The organism is Mycobacterium sp. URHB0021 (assembly GCF_054057895.1).
The window spans coordinates 6070017-6090174 of record NZ_JBSRZT010000002.1; the positions used below are offsets into that span (position 1 = coordinate 6070017).

Here is a 20158-nt window from a genome sequence, read left to right on the forward strand (position 1 = left end):
GGCGTAGAGGAATTGAATCATCTGCGGCACTTGGGACGTGATCTCATCGGCACAGATTGCGTCCTCGGGCCGTGCGTCGTGCAACGCGCCGAACAGCTCGGCGGCGGACACGAAATCGGTCGCCTGCGAAGACAACTCACCGGCTTCTTCGATGCCCGCGGCGCGGATGCTTTGCGTGTAGCCGGCCCACCGATCCACAGCTTCGGGCCGTGATGCCGATCGCGTTTGCAGATTGGCCGCGAGCGCAGCCAGATTGAGCGAGAGGTCTCCGCGACCGCCTCTGTGGTGGGGTAGCCCCAATAGGCGGCGCGCGGGCGCAGCAGGTCCTGCTCGAGGTGGACGACAGCACATCCCGGACGTAGGCCCGCATAGGGCGGATGCCATGGCCCGTTGCACCCGGCCAGCAGGACGGCGTCGGCTTCTCCCAGCACCGCTTCCACCGGTCCCGCCCCGTACAGCCGGTGTGACCGCGGAAAATTGTGATAGGCGGGATTCCAGAATTCGAAAACGGGGGCCGAAAGCGCCTCGGCGATGTTTGTCAACGCGGTGCGGTCATTGTCGGTTCGCCCACCGTGTTCGGTGATGATGATGGGGTTGGTGGCGCCCACGAGAATTTCGGCCACCCGGTCGATCTGTTCTGGTGTCGCGACAACCGGTGCGGGGGAAACCCACGCGGGGACTTCGGGGTGACCCTCGCCCATCAACAGCTGGAACGGAATCTCCCGCAACGTTGGTCCGATGGGGACGGACTCGGCGAGGAAGTGGGCCCTCGGGAGTTCATGAACCAGATCGGAGGGCGTGCGCGCACGCTTCCCATTACTCACCCACACCCGGATAAACACCTTGCGTGGATCCACCGCGCCGATCACCGTCGCTGGATCAAGCACGACCCCCAACATCGACATAAATCGCCTCCTCTGATCGAACTTCCACAAGAGTCCGTCGGTTACGGTTCATGACCTATCAGCTACCTCCCCGCACCACTCCCCCGCCGACCAATGCGGCGCGGAATTGAATGGAGCTTTACCGGTATTTGCGGTCACTGCTGCGGTGTCTCCTAGGGTGGGCACCGCAGTCGAATGGCTGACTGCGGTGGTGTCCGAAACGACCAAGAAATTGTCCACTTCAGCAGAGCGCGCCGCGACGTGGTTCGAAACCGAACGAGCAACGTCCATCGCGATTGTGCCGAGTGCCGCCAGGCGACCCCACTATCGTGATACGACCTTGACGTGCACGATCGCTCTCGGCGAGGCGCCGAAGTCGCATCTTATGTAGTTAGATCCGGTCCCCAGTTTGACGCGTGCTGCGGGGTCGTGGTTGGTTTCGGAACCTGGGTGTCAGGTCGGAGGCAGAGCCCGCCGCCATTCGTTGTGAACGTCCCAGCCGTCCACCACCTCCACCAATGCCATGATTCCAGTGGGATAAACGAGGGACACCAGCCAACGGCGCGAGCTGCCTTCACTAACGGAAAACCCCGCTTTCAGAAATCGCTTGAGCCACTTGATTTTCAGCTGATCACGCCGGAAATCGAACGCGGCAACCGCCTCGCCTGCTTGAAGCCGAGACCTGAGATCTGACATCCCCAAGGCCTTCTCGACCCACTTCGAGTACTCCTTGACTGTGCAGCGCAAATTGTCATCGGTGAGTTCGAGCGCGGCTCGCGTTGAGATCGGGTTGAGGCGGTTCTCCACCAAGTAGACCTCGGCGCGTGGTGGTGGAGACAGGGTCATATCAGGGCTTTGGTTGGTCGTCGACCGTGATGTCGAATTTGACGTTGCGGGCTCGCACACTGGTGACAGCAACGTTGACGCCGTAGGTCCGACCGCATCCGCCAGTTCGTATTGAAGCCGAACGCACAAGAGGAGCCCGTGCGGTCTCGGACGCAATGTGCGCCGAACACGAAGCGACCACCAAGACGCAACCAAGAAACGGCATCCGATTCAGATGCCATGACGACGATCTGCGTTTCGAAACGATCATCGCCAGCAAGTCTACGACGCCCGCCATTTGTCCCGTCCGACGAGCACGCCAAGCGAGGCCCGCTATGCGTTGACGTAAGCAAGCCTGCACCTATACGGCCGCCAGTACGCGCCGACGGACATTCACTTCGCCCACCATACTTTCACCAGCAAATACCCGCCGATCATGAGGCCGTTGTCTGACGTGTGTCAACGTGTGTGCCCGCGCCACAACCGGTTCCGGTCAGTCCAAGTAGCGCTGCCCTCTGCCGTGTTCGACTCAAGCTCGGTTGGCGGTCCGAATACGCCGGCACCGGCGGATATTGGTTCTCGTGTTCAACTTCATCTGCTCGACCGGCTGACCTGGACGTTCCCAATCTGTCTCACGACGACTGCACAGCAGTTTGTCTCACGAGTCGCTTCATCTCCTAAAAGATGACCGGTGCCAATGGCGACACAACACACGCTACGACCGCACCAGGGCTGAGTGGTGTCTGCGCCGGTTGTAGACCCGCTCGATCCAGTCGCCGACGGCGAGCATAGCGGCTGCCCGGCTGGGCCACAGGTATCGATCATAGAACTCGACTTTCATTGTCGCCTAGAAGGACTCGGCCGCAGCGTTATCCCAGCACACACCGGTACGGCCGACCGAGCGGGCCAAGTTGTGCCGGCGGCCGAATCGGGCCAGCTGCGCTGAGGTGTATTGACAGCCACGGTCGGCGTGCAGAATCACCTTCTGGGCCACCTCGCCGCGCATCGTGACCGCCATCGACAGCGCGGCCTCGACCAGATCGGTGCGCAGGTGCTCATCGATAGCCCAACCGATCACCCGCCGCGAACAGCCGTCACGCACCGCGCACAAATACAGCCAAGCCCTGCCCGGTATGCAGATACGTGATATCCGACGTCCATACCCGAACCAGCGCACCGCTGTCGAACCGGCGTCTGACCAGGTCGGTCGGCACCGGCGCGTCCAGGTCGACCACCGTGGTGGCCGGCGCGAAATCGCCGCGGGGCGGCGACCGTCTTACGCGACACCCGGCGCCCGTCGGCACGCAAGTCAGCCAGGACCCGTGGCGCCCCGTACACGCCGTCGGAAGCCGCGTGCGGCGCCGCCACATGGGCGTCGAGTTCGCCGCGTCGCCGCGGCAACGGACTGGGACCCCGGTCGCGACGCACCCGCCACTTGTAGAACCCCTTAGCGTGACACCTGCAGTAGATCGCACATCCGCCTGACCGTGCAGGTGGCCTTCTCCGCCTCGATCACCCGGTAGGCCTCTACCGGTTGTGCTCGGAGGCGGAGAAGGCGCGGGTTTTTCAAAAACTTCACGGTCCAAACGTAATTCGGCATTTTCCCGGCGCAGTCGCTTTAGCTCTGCGCGTTCATCAGCATCGAGCACCGCGCCAGTATCGCCAGCTGCGGCCGCTTCCCGCGCCAGGCGCACCCAACGACCCAGCAATTGTTCGCCGACAACGATCTCAGCCGAACATGGGCGGCCGGCCGGGTCAATCCCACGACGTCCTGAAGTGGTTTGGCACTCGAATGCTCGGGACTCAATGCTGTGAGCAGCGGTTTCGTTTCGCGCAGCTGCGCCGAACGTGCTCATTTTCGGAGACCAAGTACGCCGTGCCTGGTCAACACGTTCGCCGGGGCTGCCCGACGTTGGGACACAGCTTGTAGGCTCCGGATGCTTGCCCACGTGCTCCACTCTGACGGGCGCTGAACCCGTATTGGTCCTGCCGGGCGAACTGCGCGTGCCGGGACAATAGGCCCACAAAGTAATGACCGGGACAATCGAACCCCAAAATGGGATTGGTCCACCACCGAAAGAGAAACCCATGACCGACACACCCGACGACCTGCCGTCGCCCGACGAGTACCTGAGGAAGATGGCCCACGTCGACCAGGAGTTCGCGGATGCCCGCCGCTACCTGTCGGCGTTGTGCACTGAAGACAATCAGGCGCTGGGTGCGCTGATGGCGGAGATCCACCGCAGCGGACGGGCCATGAATGTCTTGGCAGCGATGGCGGTACAGGCCCTCGACTTCGCCCACCTGTCCGCGGACCGCCTCGGCGGCGATATCCAGAAGTGGCTCGACGAGTCGGTGATGACCCAGGACACCGCCGAGACCGAGCGGGACCAAACCGAACTCGGCGGCGAGGGATGACCTTCAGGGCCGCACCTGACCGATAACCGCGACCGCGCATCGACACAAGGAGGATGCCGTCATGGCCATTAAGGGATGGACGTGGACGTGGGCGCGGTGTGGTCGCTACAGGTACCAGAAGGTCCTGGTTCACCCAAAACCCTGACCACATGGTGCCCAGTACGCCGTCGCTGACGGACATCCCGCCCGTCAGGTGGCTCCGTGGTATCGGAGAGGTATCGGAGGACCGTGGGTTCACGATGAACTAAAGGTCGTCACGCAGCCATTCAAGGAACCGCCGCGCGCGCTGCGACAGCCGCGACTCGTGGCCGCGTCGACCCACAACTATGACCACCCCCGCTGCAACCGCAGCCAACAATGAGCCAACTCCAGCTAACGCAACAAGAACAGTCGATGCCCCCATGACGTACGAATGCCCGATCTTTGCCCAAATAAGGCAACCTCGTGGTCATCATGTTCCGGTGTGAAGCACACTGGAGCGCCTCACCGTCTGGGCTTAAGCCTCGCCGTCGTCAACACCAGCTCGCCCATCACAGTCGAGCGCCTTAGCTGAGCGGACCGAGCGGACTCTTCTCCGGGCAGTAGGCCGCGTACCCCGGTCACCAGCAGCTTCGGCGCCTGCATATTCGTTAACCCACGCCCTTCCAATCCGAGCATCTGTCCGACCAGAGCGGGTGTGCCGTAGTTGTCACATGCAGAGTGACCGTCAGCTATGAACTGGTCCGGCGGACCTGTGATGTCTTGGCCAGCCAACGCCGCCAAGTACCGATCATCCTGGCTGTCAGCGTGCGCGACCGGCGCACCAACCATTAACACGACGCCGACTAGGGCTATCCGGCAAACATAGTCAGACGGTACGCCTACGCCGCCGCAATAGAGGAGACCCTAAGCGACGAGTACATCGACCCGCCACCAGAGGAGGGGTGATGGTCCGCTAGACCGGTTGGTGTTCAGACTGGGCACGTCGCCGTTGGGTGGGGTCGTCGTCAGTTGAAGGGGTGCGTCCTGCGGCGAAGGTAGTGACATTGGGGCTTCTAATGAGGGCCGAGCCGCCGGTGCATCTGGACGAATGTGGTGGTGAAGCCCGCTGGCTCGTAGAACCTTTGTGCCACATCGTTGTTGGCCGCCGCTGGGCGCAAGCGATGCAGTACCACCAATTGATGATCGCCCGGGTGAACCGGCTGCTAGGCAACCTTATTCAGACGATGTTCGGCGCTTAGCGCCCCGCGACGGACGACGCGCAATGCCCTCGGATGGATGACATCCAACGACCCCGAACGAACGAGACCTAACGGAACGGCCCCCGAACGGGCGAAGGACGCTATGCCCGCTGTACGTAAGGCGAAACCGGCTTTGGCCTGGCGGTATCCCAGGCGCGTCCCGGTCGAGAAAAAGATCACAAGGCCGCCGACGCCCGGCAAAGCGCCAAGGATCAGCGCCCACAGTGAAAGGGGTAGCAGAAGTTCGCCGAACACATGCCGGAAAGATGAGCCCGCACCGATCGAGGGCGCGGCAGCGGGTGCTAGGGGTGCGATCCCGGACACTCCTGACGCACGGCCCAGCGCTAACACATCGAGCGTTGCAGCGCCAGTCGCCTCGCCAATGACCGGCAGGCGCGAGGCACCGGCAAGGGGCGGCCCCAAAAGGGCGTCAGACTCATCGGCAATCGCGACACCACCGACGCACCCGCGGCCGCCGAGAGCCTTAGGTCGTGGCTGCCTACCAGTCCGCCCACGACGGGCCGCACCCCGGCGATGCCCAGCAAGAAGGAAAAAAGATCGGAGGGCAGTTGCGCTAGCACGACGACCGCACCGACAACCGAGCTGAGCATGTCGTGAACCAATGCGCCGATATCAGAAACCGACGCCCCCTGGGCGATGCCCAACAAGAAGGAATAAAGGTCGCACTGTAGCTGCGTGAGCGGGACGACCGCACCAGCAACCGAGGTCAGCATTTCCTGAACCGCCGTGCGTACCGCAGAAGGTGGCCCGACCACCTCGGCAACCGGCGCCACCGCACCAGGAACCGGGGCGACCTCGTCCGTAACCGCGTCGACCGGATCAGAGACCGGCGCCACCGCACCAGGAACCGGGGCGACCTCGTTCGCCACCGCGTCGCCCGGATCAGAAACCGTGGCACCGCGGTTCGAGCCGTCTTTTGTCCCGTCGTTGGTGTCCGTGCCGCCGGGCTCGTCCTTCGGCTTTTTCCTGGCAGTGGAATGCTGCTGGTCTGGTTGGCTGCCCGAGTCAAGCGAGCCAGCATCCTTGGTGTCCGTGCCGCCGGGCGCGTCCTTCGGCGTTTTGGCGGCGGCGGGCTGCTGGCCTGAAGCATCGGTTTTGTGATCACCGTGCGCAGCAGTACCGCTGGAACTGGGATCGGCAACAGCTACCGCGCGCCCGGCACACATCAGCAGGCCCGCTGCGAGCACGCACACACCTGCAGCGCAGCCCCAACGCAATAGACCCCCCATCATCTTTTTCCACCGAAGTTGGAGCATGATCCCTCCCTGGACGAAGCGGTCGGGGTCTTCACTGATGAGCACGAGATCGGCCCGGCGCTGGTTCACCACTCGTCGCGTCGTGCGAGCGTGGTCGACGCCAGCCCGTGGCTCGACAGCCGGACGGTCGGCCATTATCGCCAGAAGACGAGAGTTACCAGGCCTCAGGGGATCTCGGACCCGGCCACCTGAACAGCCGCGCACGTGACGACTACGGCTACGGTCCGATACCGGACCACCTGTTGGAGCTAACAAGGGGCGGGGTCCTTCGATCATGGGACTACCTACCCGCTGCATGACGTGTTCAACCAGAGGCTTGCCAAGTCGCGCAGGGCCGTGGACTTGAACCTGGACTCGCATTGATGCGGGCGGCGGGCCGCCAACGAACAACGTGCACTAGCCCACCCTTATCCCCGCGCCGGGGCGGATCTCGCCGTGCACGACGGAACGTGGACGTACGGTGTTCGATGTTCGGCCCTGGCTCGACTCATATCGGAATGGCTACCGCACCGGGGTGTTGGCTCGAGTACGCCCTGTCGACAAGGTGCGGGGACACTGCTGTGTCGTGACCTGACACGTTGTTGTCAGGCGGCGAGCCGGCTGATTGGTGGTCGTCCGCCTAGGGCGGAGTGGCCTCGTCGAGTGTTATAGCGGTGAAGGAATTGGTCAAGACCGCGTGTACGCAGGCTGTTGCTGGTCCAGGGGTAGGCCCACTTTGAGCTGCCAGGCCGAACACACCCAGCCCCAGTTGGTGCCGCGCCGGTAGACCAACGCGTTGTCGGTCACTAGCCGACACACACGCACGCCGTGGGCGGCGAACCAGACCATTGCGCGGTGCAGAAAGCCAGCGCAGGTCGGGTCCTTCTTGTCGGGGAGAACTTCGCTATCGGCCAGCCGGGTGTAGTCATCGATCGCGGTGTGGACGTAGTCGTAGCCGATCTTGAACTTCTTGTACCGGTTGGCAACTGAGACCGCAGCGGCACGGTCGTGCAGCCGCCATCCCCGCCTGAGGGGATGCCGCCGAGCATCTTGACGTCGACATGGACCATTGCCCCCGGCGTGGGGTGTTGGTACCCCCGGCGTGGGGTGTTGGTAGCGGTGGGGGCTGCGCCGCGATGAGCGCACCGCCTCGCCGGTGATCGGGTCGATCGCACTCAGAGGTGGCACCTGGTGGCGTGCCAAGGATCCGTCCCACCGTCGACGGATTCAGATCAGTTCGGCGGCGAGCACCACAGCGCTGCGCTTACGGCGTCGCCGGGCGGTGAAGACCTTCTGCTCAACCCGATGGCTCGTGACGAACGATCGCCCAGCCGGCATCCCGCCCTCGGCATACCGCTGCAGCCACTTGTACACCGTTGCTCGCGAATCAGCCACGTGCGCGGCCGGCCAACCGGCGGCGACACGCTCAACGATCAGCCGACGAGCGAACACATTGGTACGGGCGTTAGCGTGAGACACAGAAGCGATCGGGCAACGCCGCTGCCACACCGTCTCGCGGGCGGCCGCCCGCGCCCGCCGGATCGCGGCGATCGCCGCGGGTCGAAGAGATGGTCGGCGATTCGCCACGATCGGCTGGATCGTCCTGATCATCGGTGTGGTGCTGCTGATCCTGGGCCAGTCGGGTCGTCCAGTCGGCGGGCGGCGCTACTGGTACTAGCCGCAAGCCTGCTGTCACTGCCGTTGAGGCAGCCGCAGTCGCCGGGGTGACGCCGGGGTGAAGTGCGGCAGCGCGGTGTTAGCTAGCTGAGGCATGACCCGCCGCCGAGATACCGGCCCATGCACGAGCTGATGTATCTTTGACGCTCACGTCCGACGACGCGGCCGATCAACCAGTATCCGCTGTCCGTCTCGCCACTGAACGACGCGAATCTGGTGCCCGGTTTGCACGCCGGTGACCGGGTGGACACGAAACCGACCGAACAAGGTGGTGGTATCGACTCGTTGTGACGCGGCCAGCACCGGCAAGGATTCAACGGTGCCGGCTTCCTTCACGCAGCGATGCCAAACGACACCCGCGGCGAAGGCCGCAGCAGCCGGATACGGTGGCTCAGTACCGTTCGCGTCACGGTAACACTGGCTGAACCACTCGCTGTTGGGTCCGTCCGCGGGATCATCTGTCCCGTCGTGGAACCACTGGCACGGTCCGTAAAGCCGCTCAACGCGATCACCGATGGCGTTCCGGAGCTCACCGACCCCCGCGGCGACCGATCCAACTGCACGCCAACGATATTGGCTGGCCCACTGCGCGATGGCGACGTCATCGTCGAAGGAACCGGCCGATAAGAGCACATCGCCCGCCGGAACTTGCGCCAGCACGTCTCTCGCCCGGCCTGGCCGAAAAGTGACCGACTGCCGCAGGAGACCGAGTCGCCGCGCCGCCACCGCTGCCCCTTCGGCCACCTCGCGGCCGAACCCTGTGTCGACGTGCATTATTACCACCTCCGACCCCTCAACGAGACCTTCGGCGACAAGGGTTTCGAGCACTGCGGCGAGATAGCGGTAAGCGGGCGACTCCATGTTGACGACACGCGGATATGCCGGCCGGGCCAGCTGGGCGGTGGCGCCACCGTGGTTCCAGACGACCCCGTTGCTGGCGGCCGCGGCCGCGAGCGCGGGCCCCGATCCGTAAGGCCCGAACACCACGTCGGGCCCGCTAGCTTCGGCGGCCCGTATCGCGGACGCCGCAGAGGGGTGAGCGTCGATGACCTCCAGACTTACTCCGGAACGGTCGGCCCAGAGCGCAAGGGCGCTCGCCCCTGCTTTCCCGAATCTGGCCAGCGGCCCTGACAGTGGGGTAACCAGGACTGCGCGAGCTGCCACGCCCACAACTTAAGCGAGTCGAAAAACCGCCCGCCTCCCGGGGAGTACAGGGTTCAGACGGCGCCTCGATCACGTAGCCCGCACGTATTGCCGGGACGGCTGCGGCGCGCAGCTCATCGCGATGACGTGTGTCCGAATCCGCACCGACTCCGGTCCGGCGTGATGCGGAAACCGACGTAGCGGATTCCGATTCGTTTCCGGAGGGGAATCCCACACCGGCGCCGCGGGCCAGTGTCAGTCTTGGCGGTGGCGGAACTGGTGCGCGGAGGCGCGTCACTCTTTACGGACGAGTGTCTGGCGGTTTGGGGGCGCGGCAGAGGTGGTGAGCGATGACGGGTGGTTGGGATAGCTTCCGCCCGATCTCCATTTTCGCGATGCCGCTTCGCGTGCGCGAATCCATAGGCGAACCTTGAGGTTTCGCGAATCGAAAGGCGGTACGCAGTGAAAAATGCGCTTGAGTCGACATAGGCCCGGCCGTGTCGGATCAGACTCCAAGAGTGGACGATTCGATCTCGCGTCCTCTTTCAGCTAGGCCAGCGTCACGCGGTGTCGTTGGCCCAGTTGCGAAACCGGGGTGAATCGCATTTTCGGTTTCTCGCGGGTCTGGGCGGTGGCCTGTCCGTCCATCTGCAGCGCGCTGCAACCGGTCTGCCGAGCATGCCGCGCACCGTCAGCGCCTCGGGTAGCCGCATCGTGACAAAGGTCTCGCCCCCTCGCGGAGCGCCGGCTGTTTCGTAATGTGCTCGGCCCTCATCGACCAGGGAGTCCAGTAGTGCGCAGGACTCTTCGTTTTGGACGGGATCGTATCTGGCGCCAACCACGCCGAGCACGTTGGCGCAAGGTGATGGGATTCCTTCGTACACTTGCGAACTGGTAGCACGGCCAGCGGCGGCGGTGTGGTGACTCCCTGGGCGCTGATCATGGGTTCGGCGCATTTAGTGATGCGCCGGGGACGAGAGCGCGGGCGGCGGGGGGCTGTACGCGGTGAGGAATCTGTCCCGGAAGGCATCCATCGGCCAGACCGGTGCGCCGGCGTCCGGCCGCAGCCCCTTCTGCCAGCCCCAATCCGCCACGCGATCCATGACCGCCGGGTCGGCGGCGATGATGCTCACCGGCACGTCGTGGCTCACCCCTGCACCGCCGACGATGCTCGCCGGTTGATGATCGCCCAGGACTACGAGCATCAGATCCTGGTCGTGGAGCTGCTGCACGAACGAGGTCACCGCGTCGAGTGAGTAGGCGATGGACTTGGCGTAGGCGGCCTTGACCAGGTCGGGGTCCCGCCACACCTCCTCCGGTGACTCGCCCTCGGCCGGCATCGGGTCGAAGACCGAGCCGTCGCCGACCCGGCTCCAGTCGACGAGCCGGGGCAGCGGCGCCCACGGGGTATGGCTGGAGACCAGGTCGATCTCGGCCATGACGGGTGCCCGGTTCGGCCGCTCAAGCTCCAGGCGCTGGAGCGCGGCCAGGGTGTACTGATCCGGCATCGAGGCATAGCTGAACCGCGGCCCGGCATATCCCAGGTTCCGGCGGTCGTAGACCTGGTCGTAGTGGTAGTACGTCGTCGCCGCCGGCCAGTCCTCCTTGCCGGCTGGAATGTCGGCGACGGTTCTCCAGCCGGCACGACCGAACGCATCGGTGAGAGTGAGCCGGTCGACGGTGACGAGGTGGTCGTACCACCGCTGGTTGTCCACCCGCAGACCGGACTGCAGGGTGATGTGAGCGAGCCAGCTAAGGCCCCCGAATGTCGACGAGGTGAGGAAGCCGCTCCGCGATGAGAACCCGGCGTTTTGCAGCCGCCATTCCCCGGCCCCGAGCGCAGATTCAATCACGGGGAAGTCGAGCGCCGTGCGTCCGTAGCTCTCGACGAAGATCAGGAGAACGTCCTTGCCCCGCAGTCCGGTCAACAGGTCGTCATCCGCCGTGTTGCGGAAAGGATCCTGCTCGAGCGCCCGCGCGAACTCCCCCTGGCCGCGGAGGTCGTCACGGACCTGCGTGGCGTGGTTGTAGGCGAGCCGGGCCGACGCGGTGGAGGCGATTGGTCCAGCCGGCCCCAGCCGGGCACCGGACAACGTGGTGACCATCGCGATCGCGATCAGAAGGGCGAGCATCTGGATCGACGGCAGCCGGTGGGTCGCCGCGAGCCGGGTGAGGCGCACCGCGGACAGCGGCAGCAAGGCGATCAGCGCGACGGTGAGCAGCCCGGCTCCGATGTCGACGACGAGGGCACCCGCGCGGCCCATCGAGTCACCGAGCAGCCCGACCGCGGAGCCGGCATACGCCGTGTCGTAGAGGGGGTGGAACGGGCGGTCGAAGGCGAAGTGGAAGCCCATGTCGAGCAGCCGCACAATCGTCAGTGCACCGAGTCCGAGCCCGCCGAAGAGCGCGAGGATCCGTGCGACCTTTGGCAGCACCAGGACGAGGACGACGAAGAGTAGGCCCTCTACCGGGATCCGGAGGAAGGCACTCGGCGTCAGGTCCTCGACGCGGTCGGGCACGACGAGCGCAGCCCAGACCAGGAGCAGGGCCAGGGCCGAGGTCACGGTGGCGCGAGCCCGGGATGGGCTCCCGGTGAGGATGCGTCTCGAAAGGATGCCGGGAAGCAGCCGTGGTGTCCGCGCCCGATCCGGCAAGGGGAAGGTGCCAGAGCGCGGCGTGACGCATCGAGGGCCAAGAACACCGTTTGGTCGCGATGCGGCGCCGTGGCTGCGGCGGCAGATTTGGGAGAGATGCTCTGAGACCCAGAGCCCCCAGACGCTACGGCCGAACGACTCGATGAGCAGGCCCAGCGCGACGAGGAGCATCGCGGTGGTCATGGCATCGGGCAGGATGTCGGACGCCGCGACGGTCAGCACGACACCCACGATCGCGGCGACCACCCTGGCCCACTGCCGGGGCGGCAGCGGACCGCGCAGCCACGGCAGCACCCAACCGGCGGCCACGAACACATACCGGGCCAGCCCTATCGCGAGCACCCACCAGCCCGACTCACGTGCGACGTACACGCTCAGGACCAGGATCAAGAAGGCGTCCACCTCCATGTCGAAGCGGGCCCCGAACGCCGAGGCGGTGCCGGTGCGCCGAGCGACCCGGCCGTCGACACCGTCGAGTACCAGCGCCACCGTCGATATCGCCACGAGGATCGCCGCAGGCGCCTGGCGCCCGAACGAATCGACCATGAGCGCCCCGACCCCACAGGCGAGGACGGCGCGAGCCAGGGTCACCCTGTCCGCCGGCCCCAGTCTGACCTGGCGGTGACACGTCATCGCGCGAGCAAGCAGGGCGGCAAGGCCGGCTCCGCAGGCGACACCGGCCAACCAGCCGGACGCGCCGAGGCCGGTAGTCGCCGCGAGGACACCGAAGAGCGCGAGCAGGCAGACGAAGCCGGTGAGCGGGCCAGTCGGGACCCAGGTACGCACTCGACCCATCCGACGCACCGTGCCTTCGTATCGCAGGGGTACGAACAGTCATACGGTAAAGGCGACGCTTCGATTCATCCGGGCGGGAAGAGGAGGGTGCGGGTGCCGACGGAAGCGCGCGCGTTCTGGATCCGCGAACCGGGCCGGGGCGAGATTCGCACGGTCGCGCTGCCGGAGCCGGGTCCGGGCGAGGTGCTGGTGCGCACGCTGCGGTCCGGGGTGAGCCGCGGCACTGAGGGGCTAGTGTTCCGTGGCGGAGTCCCGCAGAGCCAGTACGACGTGATGCGGGCACCGTTTCAGGAGGGCGACTTCCCGGGCCCGGTGAAGTACGGCTACCTCAACGTCGGCGTCGTCGACCGCGGTCCCGACGAGCTGCGGGGGCGCACTGTCTTCTGTCTCTTCCCCCATCAGACGGCGTACGTCGTGCCAGCCGACGCCGTTGCGGTGGTCCCCGACGAGGTCCCGCCGGAGCGTGCCGTCCTCGCCGGCACGGCGGAGACTGCGGTCAACGCCTTGTGGGACGCCGCGCCGCTGGTCGGCGACCGGATCACGGTCGTGGGCGCGGGCATGGTCGGGTGCTGCGTCGCCCGGCTGGCTGGTGGGGTGCCGGGAACGCAGGTGACGCTCGTCGACGTGGACGACACGCGTGCGCACATCGCGGCCTCCCTCGGCGTCGATTTCGCCCTGCCCGAGGACGCCCTCGGCGGTCAGGACCTGGTGTTCCACGCCAGCGCGACGTCAGCCGGGCTGCAGCTGTCCCTGGCCCTGCTCGCCGCGGACGAGACGGTGGTCGACCTCAGCTGGTACGGCGACCAGTCGGTCCAGCTGTTCCTCGGTGGGGCCTTTCACTCCGGACGCCTCGGCATCCGGGCCAGCCAGGTCGGCGATGTCGCGGCGGCCCGGCGCGGACGGCGTACCACGGCTGAGCGACGCGCGCTCGCGCTGGACCTGCTTCGGGATCCGGCCTTCGACGCGCTGCTCACCGGCACATCCACGTTCGACGAGCTGCCCGACGTGATGGCCCGACTGTCCGACGGCAGGCTCCGCGCGCTCTGCCACACGCTGACCTACGACGAAGGGTAGGACCGATGTTCAGCGTCACCGTCCGCGACCACGTGATGATCGCGCACAGCCTCCGCGGCGAGGTGTTCGGGCCCGCGCAGCGCCTGCACGGAGCGACGTACATCGTGGACGCGACCTTCTCCCGGGTCGAGCTCGACTCCGACGACATCGTGGTGGATATCGGCGCGGCCACTGAGGGGCTGCGTGGCGTCCTGGCGGACCTCAACTACCGCAACCTCGACGAGGTGCCGGAGCTCGCGGGGCGCAACACAACCACCGAGGTCCTCGCGAGGCTGATCGCGGACCGGCTCGCCGGCCGTGTCGAGGGCGGCGAGCTTGGGAACTCCGCGAGTGGGCTGGCCCGGATCAAGGTGACGCTGCGCGAGTCGCACATCGCGCGGGCGAGTTACGAAAGATCGTTGTGAACGAGATGCACGTCGTGGTCCCCGACGGGATCGACGACCCACGGCGGCCGAGCGGCGGCAACGTGTACGACCGCCGGGCCTGTCGCGGGCTTGCTGCGCTTGGCTGGTCGGTCCACGAGCACGCCGTGCACGGCCGGTGGCCCCTGCCCGATGCGCCGGCCCGGGCGGCCGTTGCTGCGGCGCTGGCTCAGGTGCCTTCTGGCTCAGTGGTTCTCGTCGACGGCCTGGTCGCGTCGGTGGTGCCGGAGGTGCTCGAGCCGGAAGCCGGCCGGCTGCGCCTCGTCGTACTCTTGCACATGCCGCGGGACGAGCCGCGCGAGGTCGCAGCACTGTCGGTGGCGTCCGCGATCGTGGCCACGAGCGAGTGGACCCGACAGTGGTTGAGCGACCACTACTCGCTTCCCGGCAATCCCGTGTACGTCGTGCCGCCAGGTGTCGACGCAGCCGGAGTGGCGGCGGGTACCCCGTCTGGCGGGCGGCTGCTCTGCGTCGGAGGCGTCACCCCGCTCAAGGGCCATGATCTCCTGCTCGACGCATTGGCCACGGTCGACGACCCTGCCTGGCGATGCGTCTGCGTCGGCGCGCTCGACCTCGACGTGGAATTCGTCGGACGGCTGCGACGGCTGGCCGAAGACAGGGGCCTCGGTGATCGTGTGTGCTTCACGGGCCCGCTCACGGACGACGAGCTCGACCGCGCGTACGCAGAGGCGGACGTCCTGGTGCTGGCCTCGCGCGGAGAAACTTACGGCATGGTCGTCACCGAGGCGCTTGCCCGCGGGCTTCCGGTCATCGCCGGAGAGGTCGGTGGCGTACCCGAGGCCCTCGGCCACGCAGCCGACGGCAGCCGGCCCGGCCTGTTGGTCCCGCCCGGCGACCCGCAGACTCTCGGGCAGACATTGAGCTGGTGGCTTGGTGACCCGCGGGAGCGCGAGCGGCTCCGCGCGGCGGCCCGGTCCCGGCGACAGAGACTTTCGGACTGGGCGCAGACCTCGCGCGAGCTGTCGGCCGTGCTGTCCGAAGTCGCCGGTTGACCGGATAAACCAGCAGCCAGGTGGCCCCCGTGCCACTGTTGGGGGATACAACGAGGAGTTCGGAGGCATCGCCATCAGCCGAAGCATCTGGACCTGGGCGCGCATGTTGGGCGGCGCTGCGATCCTCGCGGTTCTGGTCTGGCGGGTGGGCGCCGGCCCCTTCGTGGACGGGCTCAGACTGACGACGGCCTGGGCGCTTGCCGCTGCTGTGGCGATCACGTCGCTGACCACGGTGTGCTGTGCGTGGCGGTGGAGCCTTGTCGCGGGCGGACTTGGCGTCGATGTATCTCTGCGGACTGCGGTGAGTGCCTACTACCGATCCCAGTTCCTCAACTCCACGCTTCCTGGCGGGGTGCTGGGCGACGTGCACCGGGGCGTGCTCCACGGGCGTGCCGTCGGCGATCTGGGGCGGGGCCTGCGGTCGGTCGCGTGGGAGCGTGTGTCGGGGCAGGCAGTGCAGGTGTTGCTGACGGTAGCCGTCGTGCTCCTGCTGCCCCTGCCGGGGGCCTCTCTTCGTCTCGTCGTCGTCTGGATGGTCGCGGCCATCGCCGGCATCGTGCTGGTCGTCGTGCTGCTACAGGGCAGGCCAGGGCACCTTCCGACCCGGATCGCGCGCGCCGTCACCAGCGACCTCCGGGGCTCGGTCCTCTCGAGGCGCGCCTGGCCGGGCATCGTGCTCACCTCCGTCGTCGCCGTGATGGGCCACATCGCGGTGTTCGTGGTCGCGGTGCAGGTGAGCGGGACGGAGCTGCCGGCGGGTCGGCTGCTTCCACTCGCAATGATCGTGCTGCTGGCCTCGGCTGTACCGGCGAACATCGCCGGCTGGGGCCCGCGCGAGGGGGCGGCCGCGTGGGTGTTCGGCGCGGTCGGGCTGAGCGCTGCTCAGGGCGTCACCGTTGCGGTGGTGTACGGCGTGCTCGCGCTCGTCGCCGCCCTGCCTGGTGCCGTCATGCTGGTGGCCGGGCGAGCGCGCCGTCGGGACGGCGCGTGCGAGCCGACTGGGGCACAGGCGGCGCGAGTCGAGGGTGTCGTACATGCCTGAACGCCCGTACACACTGCTCAGCTGCGGCATGTCGATCGACGGCTACATCGACACCGCGACCGACGAACGTCTCGTGTTGTCCAACGATGCCGACCTTGACCGGGTCGACGCCGTGCGAGCGGATAGCGACGCGATCCTCGTTGGCGCCGGAACCGTCCGCAACGACAACCCCCGGCTGCTGGTGCGGGCGTCATCGCGGCGGGCCGAGCGCGTCGCCCACGGCCTGCCGCCAACCCCGATCAAAGTGACCGTCACCAGTCGCGCTGAGCTGGACCCGTGCGCAGCCTTCTTCGTCACCGGTGACATCGAGAAGCTGGTCTACTGTCTCACCGACGCCGTGGTGGAGGCTCGGTGCCGGCTCGGGGCGGTCGCCACGGTCGTCGACGGCGGTTGGCCGATCGAAATGTGTCGGATCAGCGAGGACCTGCGCGCCCGCGGTGTCAGGCGGCTGATGGTCGAGGGGGGCGGGAAGGTCCTCACCCAGTTCCTCACGGCCGGTCTTGCGGACGAGCTGCACCTGGTCGTGGCGCCTTTCTTCGTGGGCGACTCACGGGCGAAGCGGTTCGTGGGCGATGGAAGCTACCCGTGGAACCCTGACCACCGTGCGAAACTCGCGGAGGTGCACCGGCTCGGCGACGTGGTACTCCTGCGCTACGCGCTCTCGGATCGTTTCGACCAGGACTGATGGCGGACACGATGTACCTGCTCGCGGTGATGATCGGTATTTAGGTCATGCTGCTGCCGCGGTTCGCTGACGGATTCGGCACGACCGCGCGGGCCTACACGTTCGACTGGCTCGCCGACGGCCGCGAGCAGCTCGCCCTCGGCCTGGCCGGCGGCGGTGGTGTCTGCGGACGGGAGGTCCCGCCGCTGGTCCGGATCCACGGCGTGTGCTTCACCGGCGACGTCCTCGGGAGCGAGCGGTGCGACTGCCGACTTCTGAGCTGTCATCTCGGCCGCACCAACACATCCTGGTGGTGCACGGTGACAGACAGGTCGCCGGCGGATGCCTCGGCCAGGCGTCGCGTTGCGTACGACCGAGCATGCGCCCGCAGCTCAGGTCGCTGCTCACATGCTCCGGCCAGCCAGCCAGTGAACCAGGCGGCCGCGAGAGCGGCGTGACCGGCGCCGAGCCGCCACGGGCTCGGGCGGACCAGGACTTCGAGGCCCAACTGGGTGAAGCCGTCAACCGCGGCGCCGACCGCGTCGGGACCGAGCAGCCTTCCGGCGCTTGTGGTGCGTCGCTGGTGGGCGTTGAACGCGTCTGTGACGCTTTGGTCGAACGGCTCGGCCGGCGTGATCTCGACACGGCCTGTGACGCTGAGGGCGATCAGCACCGGACAGTCCGCCCCGGCAGAGGTGACGACGAGTCGTTCGAGCTCTTCGGCTGTCATCATGTCCAGCAGCGCCGAGGCGGTGATGAGCGCTGCGCCCGCCAGCTCCACGAGCTCCATCCGCGTAATGTCGCGCCGACGCGTCACCATAGTGACCGGCGCCCCGTCGGGGGCCGTGTCGGGCGGGTTTGCGGCGGCGAGGGTGAGCAGCTCGTCGTCCCGGTCGTACATCACCCAGTGTTGGGGTCCGGGAAGCCGCACCGCGAGCCAGCGGGCCATCGACCCGGTGCCACAACCGAGGTCGTGGATGGTCGCCACGCCGTGGGTCGGCAGGTACGACCGGACCTTCTCGGCGAGCTCGCACGCCCGGGCGGCCGCGTCGGCGGGCTCCCGCAACCTCAGCCACTCGGAGCTGGCCCTGACCGGTCCCGTCCTCATGCCGCCTCCGCCAACGCCTGACCCCTCATGAGCCGCTCACCTCGCCTTCCAGCGGACCGGACGCTAGCAACACGCGTAAACATCTGTACTTATCGACACGCCCGAACCATCCTGTCCGTTCAACAGCGTTCCCACGAGATTGCGAAGTGCCGGTGGGCCTGCCGCTTGCCGGTCTGGGCATGCCGGTGGCAGCCGACGCAGCAACCGGGGCTGCAACGCTCGATGTGGTTGCTAGGTCGACTGTCCCTGTTCGGATCAAGAGTAGGTGATGTTAGGCGTCACTCGCATTGCACACAGCACGGTTTGCTAAGGCGATCTTGTCCATTCCTCGTTCCTTGCCGCGCCGCCCTGTCGTCGTCGAGGAGGAGAGTCAAGGTGGGTCCCTGCAGTGCAGCGAGGAGAACAAACCTTGACGCCCGACGGGGGACGACCAGAATCGGCAACGAGGAATGGCCTAGGTGATTGATCCTCTGACCCGCGCGAGGTCGAGGCGCCCTCGGCCCGTGGGTGTCCGCTGCGCAGCGCCGGGGGTTACCCCTGGCGCGACGTCACCTTTGCTGACCCGCGCGAGGTTGGCGTCGCGCGCCGCGCGGTGACGGGCAGCTGCCGCAATGTGAGCGTCGATCCCACGGGAGGTGGCGTCCTCACCCGCTGAACAGCCCTTGACCTCGTAGAATGAACGCAGGCAGGTGAACTCCGGTGGGGCTGGCAGATGCATTAGAGCTGGCCATCATGGTTGCCCTTGCTCTGCTGCTCGGATGGCTGCTGACGAGAAGGCTGCCGTAGGCGTTAGAGTGCTGGGCAACTTGGTGAAAGGCGTCTTTGATGGCGTGGTGTCGGCATTTCAGACCCACACCGAAATGGCAGTCCTTGATGATGCCAAAACGGCGTTCGCCAAAATTCTCAACGCGGATCCCACAGAAATTGAACGCCACCTGCGTCACCAACGCCGAGGTGTCCTCGGCCCGGTCCCCCGACTAATTCGGACATCCAAGTTTGACGGCCACGACGCCGGGAATCAAAGGTCATGCCTGAAGAGTGGGACTGCGTGGTCGTCGGGGGCGGGGCGGCCGGGTTGAGTGCCGCGCTGGTGTTGGGCCGGGCGCGTCGGCGAACGGTGGTGATCGACGCCGAAGAGCAGAGCAACCGCGCGTCACCGGTCATCGGAGGTTTCCTCGGTTATGACCGGCGCCCGCCGGCGGAGTTGTATGCCGCCGGCCGACGGGAGTTGTCGTGGTATCCGAGCGTCGACTATCGCCGCGGGCAGGTGCGACGTGGCCATCGCTGCGACAGCGGTTTCGTTCTCGAGGTGGATGACGGTGGATCGATCCGCGCCCGACGAGTGCTGCTCGCGACCGGCATGCTGTACTGTCCGCCGCAGATACCAGGACTGCCCGAATTATGGGGCACCTCGGTGTTTCAGTGCCCGTTCTGTCACGGCTGGGAGATGCGCGATAAACGGCTGGCGGTGCTTGCCGCCGGTGAGGAGGCCGTGCACGCGGCGCTGCTGCTGCGGGGGTGGAGTGACGACGTCGTGGCTCTGACCGACGGGCGATCCGATCTGTCGCACGCCGACGTCGACGCCCTGCGCTCGGCCGACGTGATCGTCGATGACCGCCGCATCGTCGAATTGATCGGTCACGACGGCGAACTGACTGACGTCGCCTTCGCCGACGGCACCCGACTGGCGCGCGACGGATTGCTCGTCGAAACTCCGCTGCGCCAGCGCGCACCGCTTGCCGAGCAGCTCGGGGCGGCATGTGCGCCCGGAGCGCTGGCAGTCGACGCGATCGGTATCGATGACATCCACCGCACCAGCGCGGGCGGCGTGTTTGCGGCCGGGGACACCTGCGCCCAGCAGCCGCACCTGGCGGGCGCGGTCGCGGCGGGTTCGCAGGCGGCGATGATCATCGTGCAGAGCCTGTTGGCCGACGAGTTCGGCCTGCCGTATCCGCCGACGTGA

20 protein-coding genes and 2 pseudogenes are annotated in these 20158 nt (G+C 66.6%); 10 read left to right on the forward strand and 12 right to left on the reverse strand.

From position 1 onward, the window contains the following. Positions 1-17 precede the first annotated feature (17 nt). The 4 genes from ACVWWN_RS32295 to ACVWWN_RS32310 all read right to left on the reverse strand — a co-directional run bounded on the left by ACVWWN_RS32295 (position 18) and on the right by ACVWWN_RS32310 (position 3137). A complete protein-coding gene (locus tag ACVWWN_RS32295; RefSeq protein ID WP_457147491.1) occupies positions 18-905 on the reverse strand; it encodes a hypothetical protein in 888 nt (295 codons plus the stop codon). A 432-nt stretch (positions 906-1337) separates the two neighbouring features. Then, positions 1338-1691 (reverse strand): hypothetical protein, encoded by a 354-nt coding sequence (locus tag ACVWWN_RS32300; protein WP_457147492.1) that lies wholly within the window; start codon positions 1689-1691, stop codon positions 1338-1340. Between the two features lie 865 nt (positions 1692-2556). Next, on the reverse strand, positions 2557-2886 hold the full coding sequence (locus tag ACVWWN_RS32305) for a DDE-type integrase/transposase/recombinase (RefSeq protein ID WP_457147493.1): 330 nt from the start codon (positions 2884-2886) through the stop codon (positions 2557-2559). After that, positions 2784-3137 (reverse strand): IS3 family transposase, encoded by a 354-nt coding sequence (locus ACVWWN_RS32310; RefSeq protein WP_457147494.1) that lies wholly within the window; start codon positions 3135-3137, stop codon positions 2784-2786. The genes ACVWWN_RS32305 and ACVWWN_RS32310 overlap by 103 nt, the downstream gene beginning before the upstream one ends. Positions 3138-3797: 660 nt before the next feature. Here ACVWWN_RS32310 and ACVWWN_RS32315 point away from each other — a divergent pair. Together ACVWWN_RS32315 and ACVWWN_RS32320 are read left to right on the forward strand one after the other, a co-directional pair. Further along, a complete protein-coding gene (locus ACVWWN_RS32315; protein ID WP_457147495.1) occupies positions 3798-4127 on the forward strand; it encodes a hypothetical protein in 330 nt (109 codons plus the stop codon). Positions 4128-5182: 1055 nt separating this feature from the next. Further along, positions 5183-5347, forward strand: a complete 165-nt coding sequence (locus ACVWWN_RS32320; protein WP_457147496.1) for a hypothetical protein — start codon at positions 5183-5185, stop codon at positions 5345-5347. A gap of 344 nt (positions 5348-5691) precedes the next feature. Here the strand turns inward: ACVWWN_RS32320 and ACVWWN_RS32325 are convergent, their stop codons facing one another. The 3 genes from ACVWWN_RS32325 to ACVWWN_RS32335 all read right to left on the reverse strand — a co-directional run bounded on the left by ACVWWN_RS32325 (position 5692) and on the right by ACVWWN_RS32335 (position 8214). Further along, positions 5692-6696: a hypothetical protein gene (locus ACVWWN_RS32325; RefSeq protein WP_457147497.1), complete on the reverse strand. Its 1005-nt coding sequence runs from the start codon at positions 6694-6696 to the stop codon at positions 5692-5694. Positions 6697-7290: 594 nt separating this feature from the next. Next, positions 7291-7806, reverse strand: a complete 516-nt coding sequence (locus tag ACVWWN_RS32330) for a hypothetical protein (protein WP_457147498.1) — start codon at positions 7804-7806, stop codon at positions 7291-7293. Between the two features lie 24 nt (positions 7807-7830). After that, positions 7831-8214: a hypothetical protein gene (locus tag ACVWWN_RS32335; protein ID WP_457147499.1), complete on the reverse strand. Its 384-nt coding sequence runs from the start codon at positions 8212-8214 to the stop codon at positions 7831-7833. On the opposite strand from ACVWWN_RS32335, the pseudogene ACVWWN_RS32340 reads away from it, so the two are divergent. Continuing rightward, positions 8189-8281: pseudogene (locus tag ACVWWN_RS32340) on the forward strand (DUF6131 family protein); the annotation flags it as partial. The gene ACVWWN_RS32335 and the pseudogene ACVWWN_RS32340 sit on opposite strands and share 26 nt — an antisense overlap. Before the next feature lie 146 nt (positions 8282-8427). Here ACVWWN_RS32340 and ACVWWN_RS32345 read toward each other — a convergent pair. The 3 genes from ACVWWN_RS32345 to ACVWWN_RS32355 all read right to left on the reverse strand — a co-directional run bounded on the left by ACVWWN_RS32345 (position 8428) and on the right by ACVWWN_RS32355 (position 12863). Continuing rightward, positions 8428-9444 (reverse strand): ABC transporter substrate-binding protein, encoded by a 1017-nt coding sequence (locus tag ACVWWN_RS32345; protein WP_457147500.1) that lies wholly within the window; start codon positions 9442-9444, stop codon positions 8428-8430. A 539-nt stretch (positions 9445-9983) separates the two neighbouring features. Next, positions 9984-10379 carry a DUF932 domain-containing protein gene (locus ACVWWN_RS32350; RefSeq protein WP_457147501.1) on the reverse strand — a complete coding sequence of 132 codons (396 nt, stop codon included), beginning with the start codon at positions 10377-10379 and terminating at the stop codon, positions 9984-9986. Beyond that, the gene (locus tag ACVWWN_RS32355) at positions 10380-12863 is read right to left on the reverse strand and encodes a CDP-alcohol phosphatidyltransferase family protein (protein WP_457147502.1); all 2484 of its coding nucleotides are present in this window, start codon (positions 12861-12863) and stop codon (positions 10380-10382) included. Positions 12864-12965: 102 nt separating this feature from the next. Here ACVWWN_RS32355 and ACVWWN_RS32360 point away from each other — a divergent pair, with 102 nt between their 5' ends. From ACVWWN_RS32360 to ACVWWN_RS32385, 6 genes and pseudogenes are all read left to right on the forward strand, one after another. After that, positions 12966-13946, forward strand: coding sequence for a dehydrogenase (locus ACVWWN_RS32360; protein ID WP_457147503.1), 981 nt, complete (start codon positions 12966-12968; stop codon positions 13944-13946). 5 nt (positions 13947-13951) lie between these two features. Then, complete coding sequence (locus ACVWWN_RS32365) at positions 13952-14350, forward strand: 6-pyruvoyl trahydropterin synthase family protein (RefSeq protein WP_457147504.1); 399 nt, start codon at positions 13952-13954, stop codon at positions 14348-14350. A 5-nt stretch (positions 14351-14355) separates the two neighbouring features. Then, positions 14356-15381, forward strand: coding sequence for a glycosyltransferase family 4 protein (locus ACVWWN_RS32370; RefSeq protein WP_457149361.1), 1026 nt, complete (start codon positions 14356-14358; stop codon positions 15379-15381). Between the two features lie 103 nt (positions 15382-15484). After that, positions 15485-16423 (forward strand): lysylphosphatidylglycerol synthase transmembrane domain-containing protein, encoded by a 939-nt coding sequence (locus ACVWWN_RS32375; RefSeq protein WP_457147505.1) that lies wholly within the window; start codon positions 15485-15487, stop codon positions 16421-16423. Then, positions 16416-17108, forward strand: coding sequence for a RibD family protein (locus ACVWWN_RS32380; protein ID WP_457147506.1), 693 nt, complete (start codon positions 16416-16418; stop codon positions 17106-17108). The genes ACVWWN_RS32375 and ACVWWN_RS32380 overlap by 8 nt, the downstream gene beginning before the upstream one ends. 47 nt (positions 17109-17155) lie before the next feature. Beyond that, positions 17156-17347, forward strand: a pseudogene (locus ACVWWN_RS32385) (hypothetical protein); the annotation flags it as partial. A gap of 23 nt (positions 17348-17370) precedes the next feature. Here the strand turns inward: ACVWWN_RS32385 and ACVWWN_RS32390 are convergent. Together ACVWWN_RS32390 and ACVWWN_RS32395 are read right to left on the reverse strand one after the other, a co-directional pair. Further along, a complete protein-coding gene (locus ACVWWN_RS32390) occupies positions 17371-18195 on the reverse strand; it encodes an SAM-dependent methyltransferase (RefSeq protein ID WP_457147507.1) in 825 nt (274 codons plus the stop codon). 644 nt (positions 18196-18839) lie between these two features. Next, positions 18840-19130, reverse strand: coding sequence for a hypothetical protein (locus tag ACVWWN_RS32395; protein WP_457147508.1), 291 nt, complete (start codon positions 19128-19130; stop codon positions 18840-18842). A gap of 92 nt (positions 19131-19222) precedes the next feature. Here ACVWWN_RS32395 and ACVWWN_RS32400 point away from each other — a divergent pair, with 92 nt between their 5' ends. Beyond that, the gene (locus ACVWWN_RS32400) at positions 19223-20158 is read left to right on the forward strand and encodes an NAD(P)/FAD-dependent oxidoreductase (protein WP_457147509.1); all 936 of its coding nucleotides are present in this window, start codon (positions 19223-19225) and stop codon (positions 20156-20158) included.

Coding starts and splice junctions, on each gene's coding strand:
- ACVWWN_RS32295 (WP_457147491.1), bottom strand. CDS start 905: ATGTCGATGTTGGGGGTCGTGCTTGATCCAGCGACGGTGATCGGCGCG.
- ACVWWN_RS32315 (WP_457147495.1), top strand. CDS start 3,798: ATGACCGACACACCCGACGACCTGCCGTCGCCCGACGAGTACCTGAGG.
- ACVWWN_RS32335 (WP_457147499.1), bottom strand. CDS start 8,214: ATGATCAGGACGATCCAGCCGATCGTGGCGAATCGCCGACCATCTCTT.
- ACVWWN_RS32350 (WP_457147501.1), bottom strand. CDS start 10,379: ATGCGCCGAACCCATGATCAGCGCCCAGGGAGTCACCACACCGCCGCC.
- ACVWWN_RS32365 (WP_457147504.1), top strand. CDS start 13,952: ATGTTCAGCGTCACCGTCCGCGACCACGTGATGATCGCGCACAGCCTC.
- ACVWWN_RS32370 (WP_457149361.1), top strand. CDS start 14,356: ATGCACGTCGTGGTCCCCGACGGGATCGACGACCCACGGCGGCCGAGC.
- ACVWWN_RS32375 (WP_457147505.1), top strand. CDS start 15,485: ATGTTGGGCGGCGCTGCGATCCTCGCGGTTCTGGTCTGGCGGGTGGGC.
- ACVWWN_RS32380 (WP_457147506.1), top strand. CDS start 16,416: ATGCCTGAACGCCCGTACACACTGCTCAGCTGCGGCATGTCGATCGAC.
- ACVWWN_RS32390 (WP_457147507.1), bottom strand. CDS start 18,195: ATGAGGACGGGACCGGTCAGGGCCAGCTCCGAGTGGCTGAGGTTGCGG.
- ACVWWN_RS32400 (WP_457147509.1), top strand. CDS start 19,223: ATGCCTGAAGAGTGGGACTGCGTGGTCGTCGGGGGCGGGGCGGCCGGG.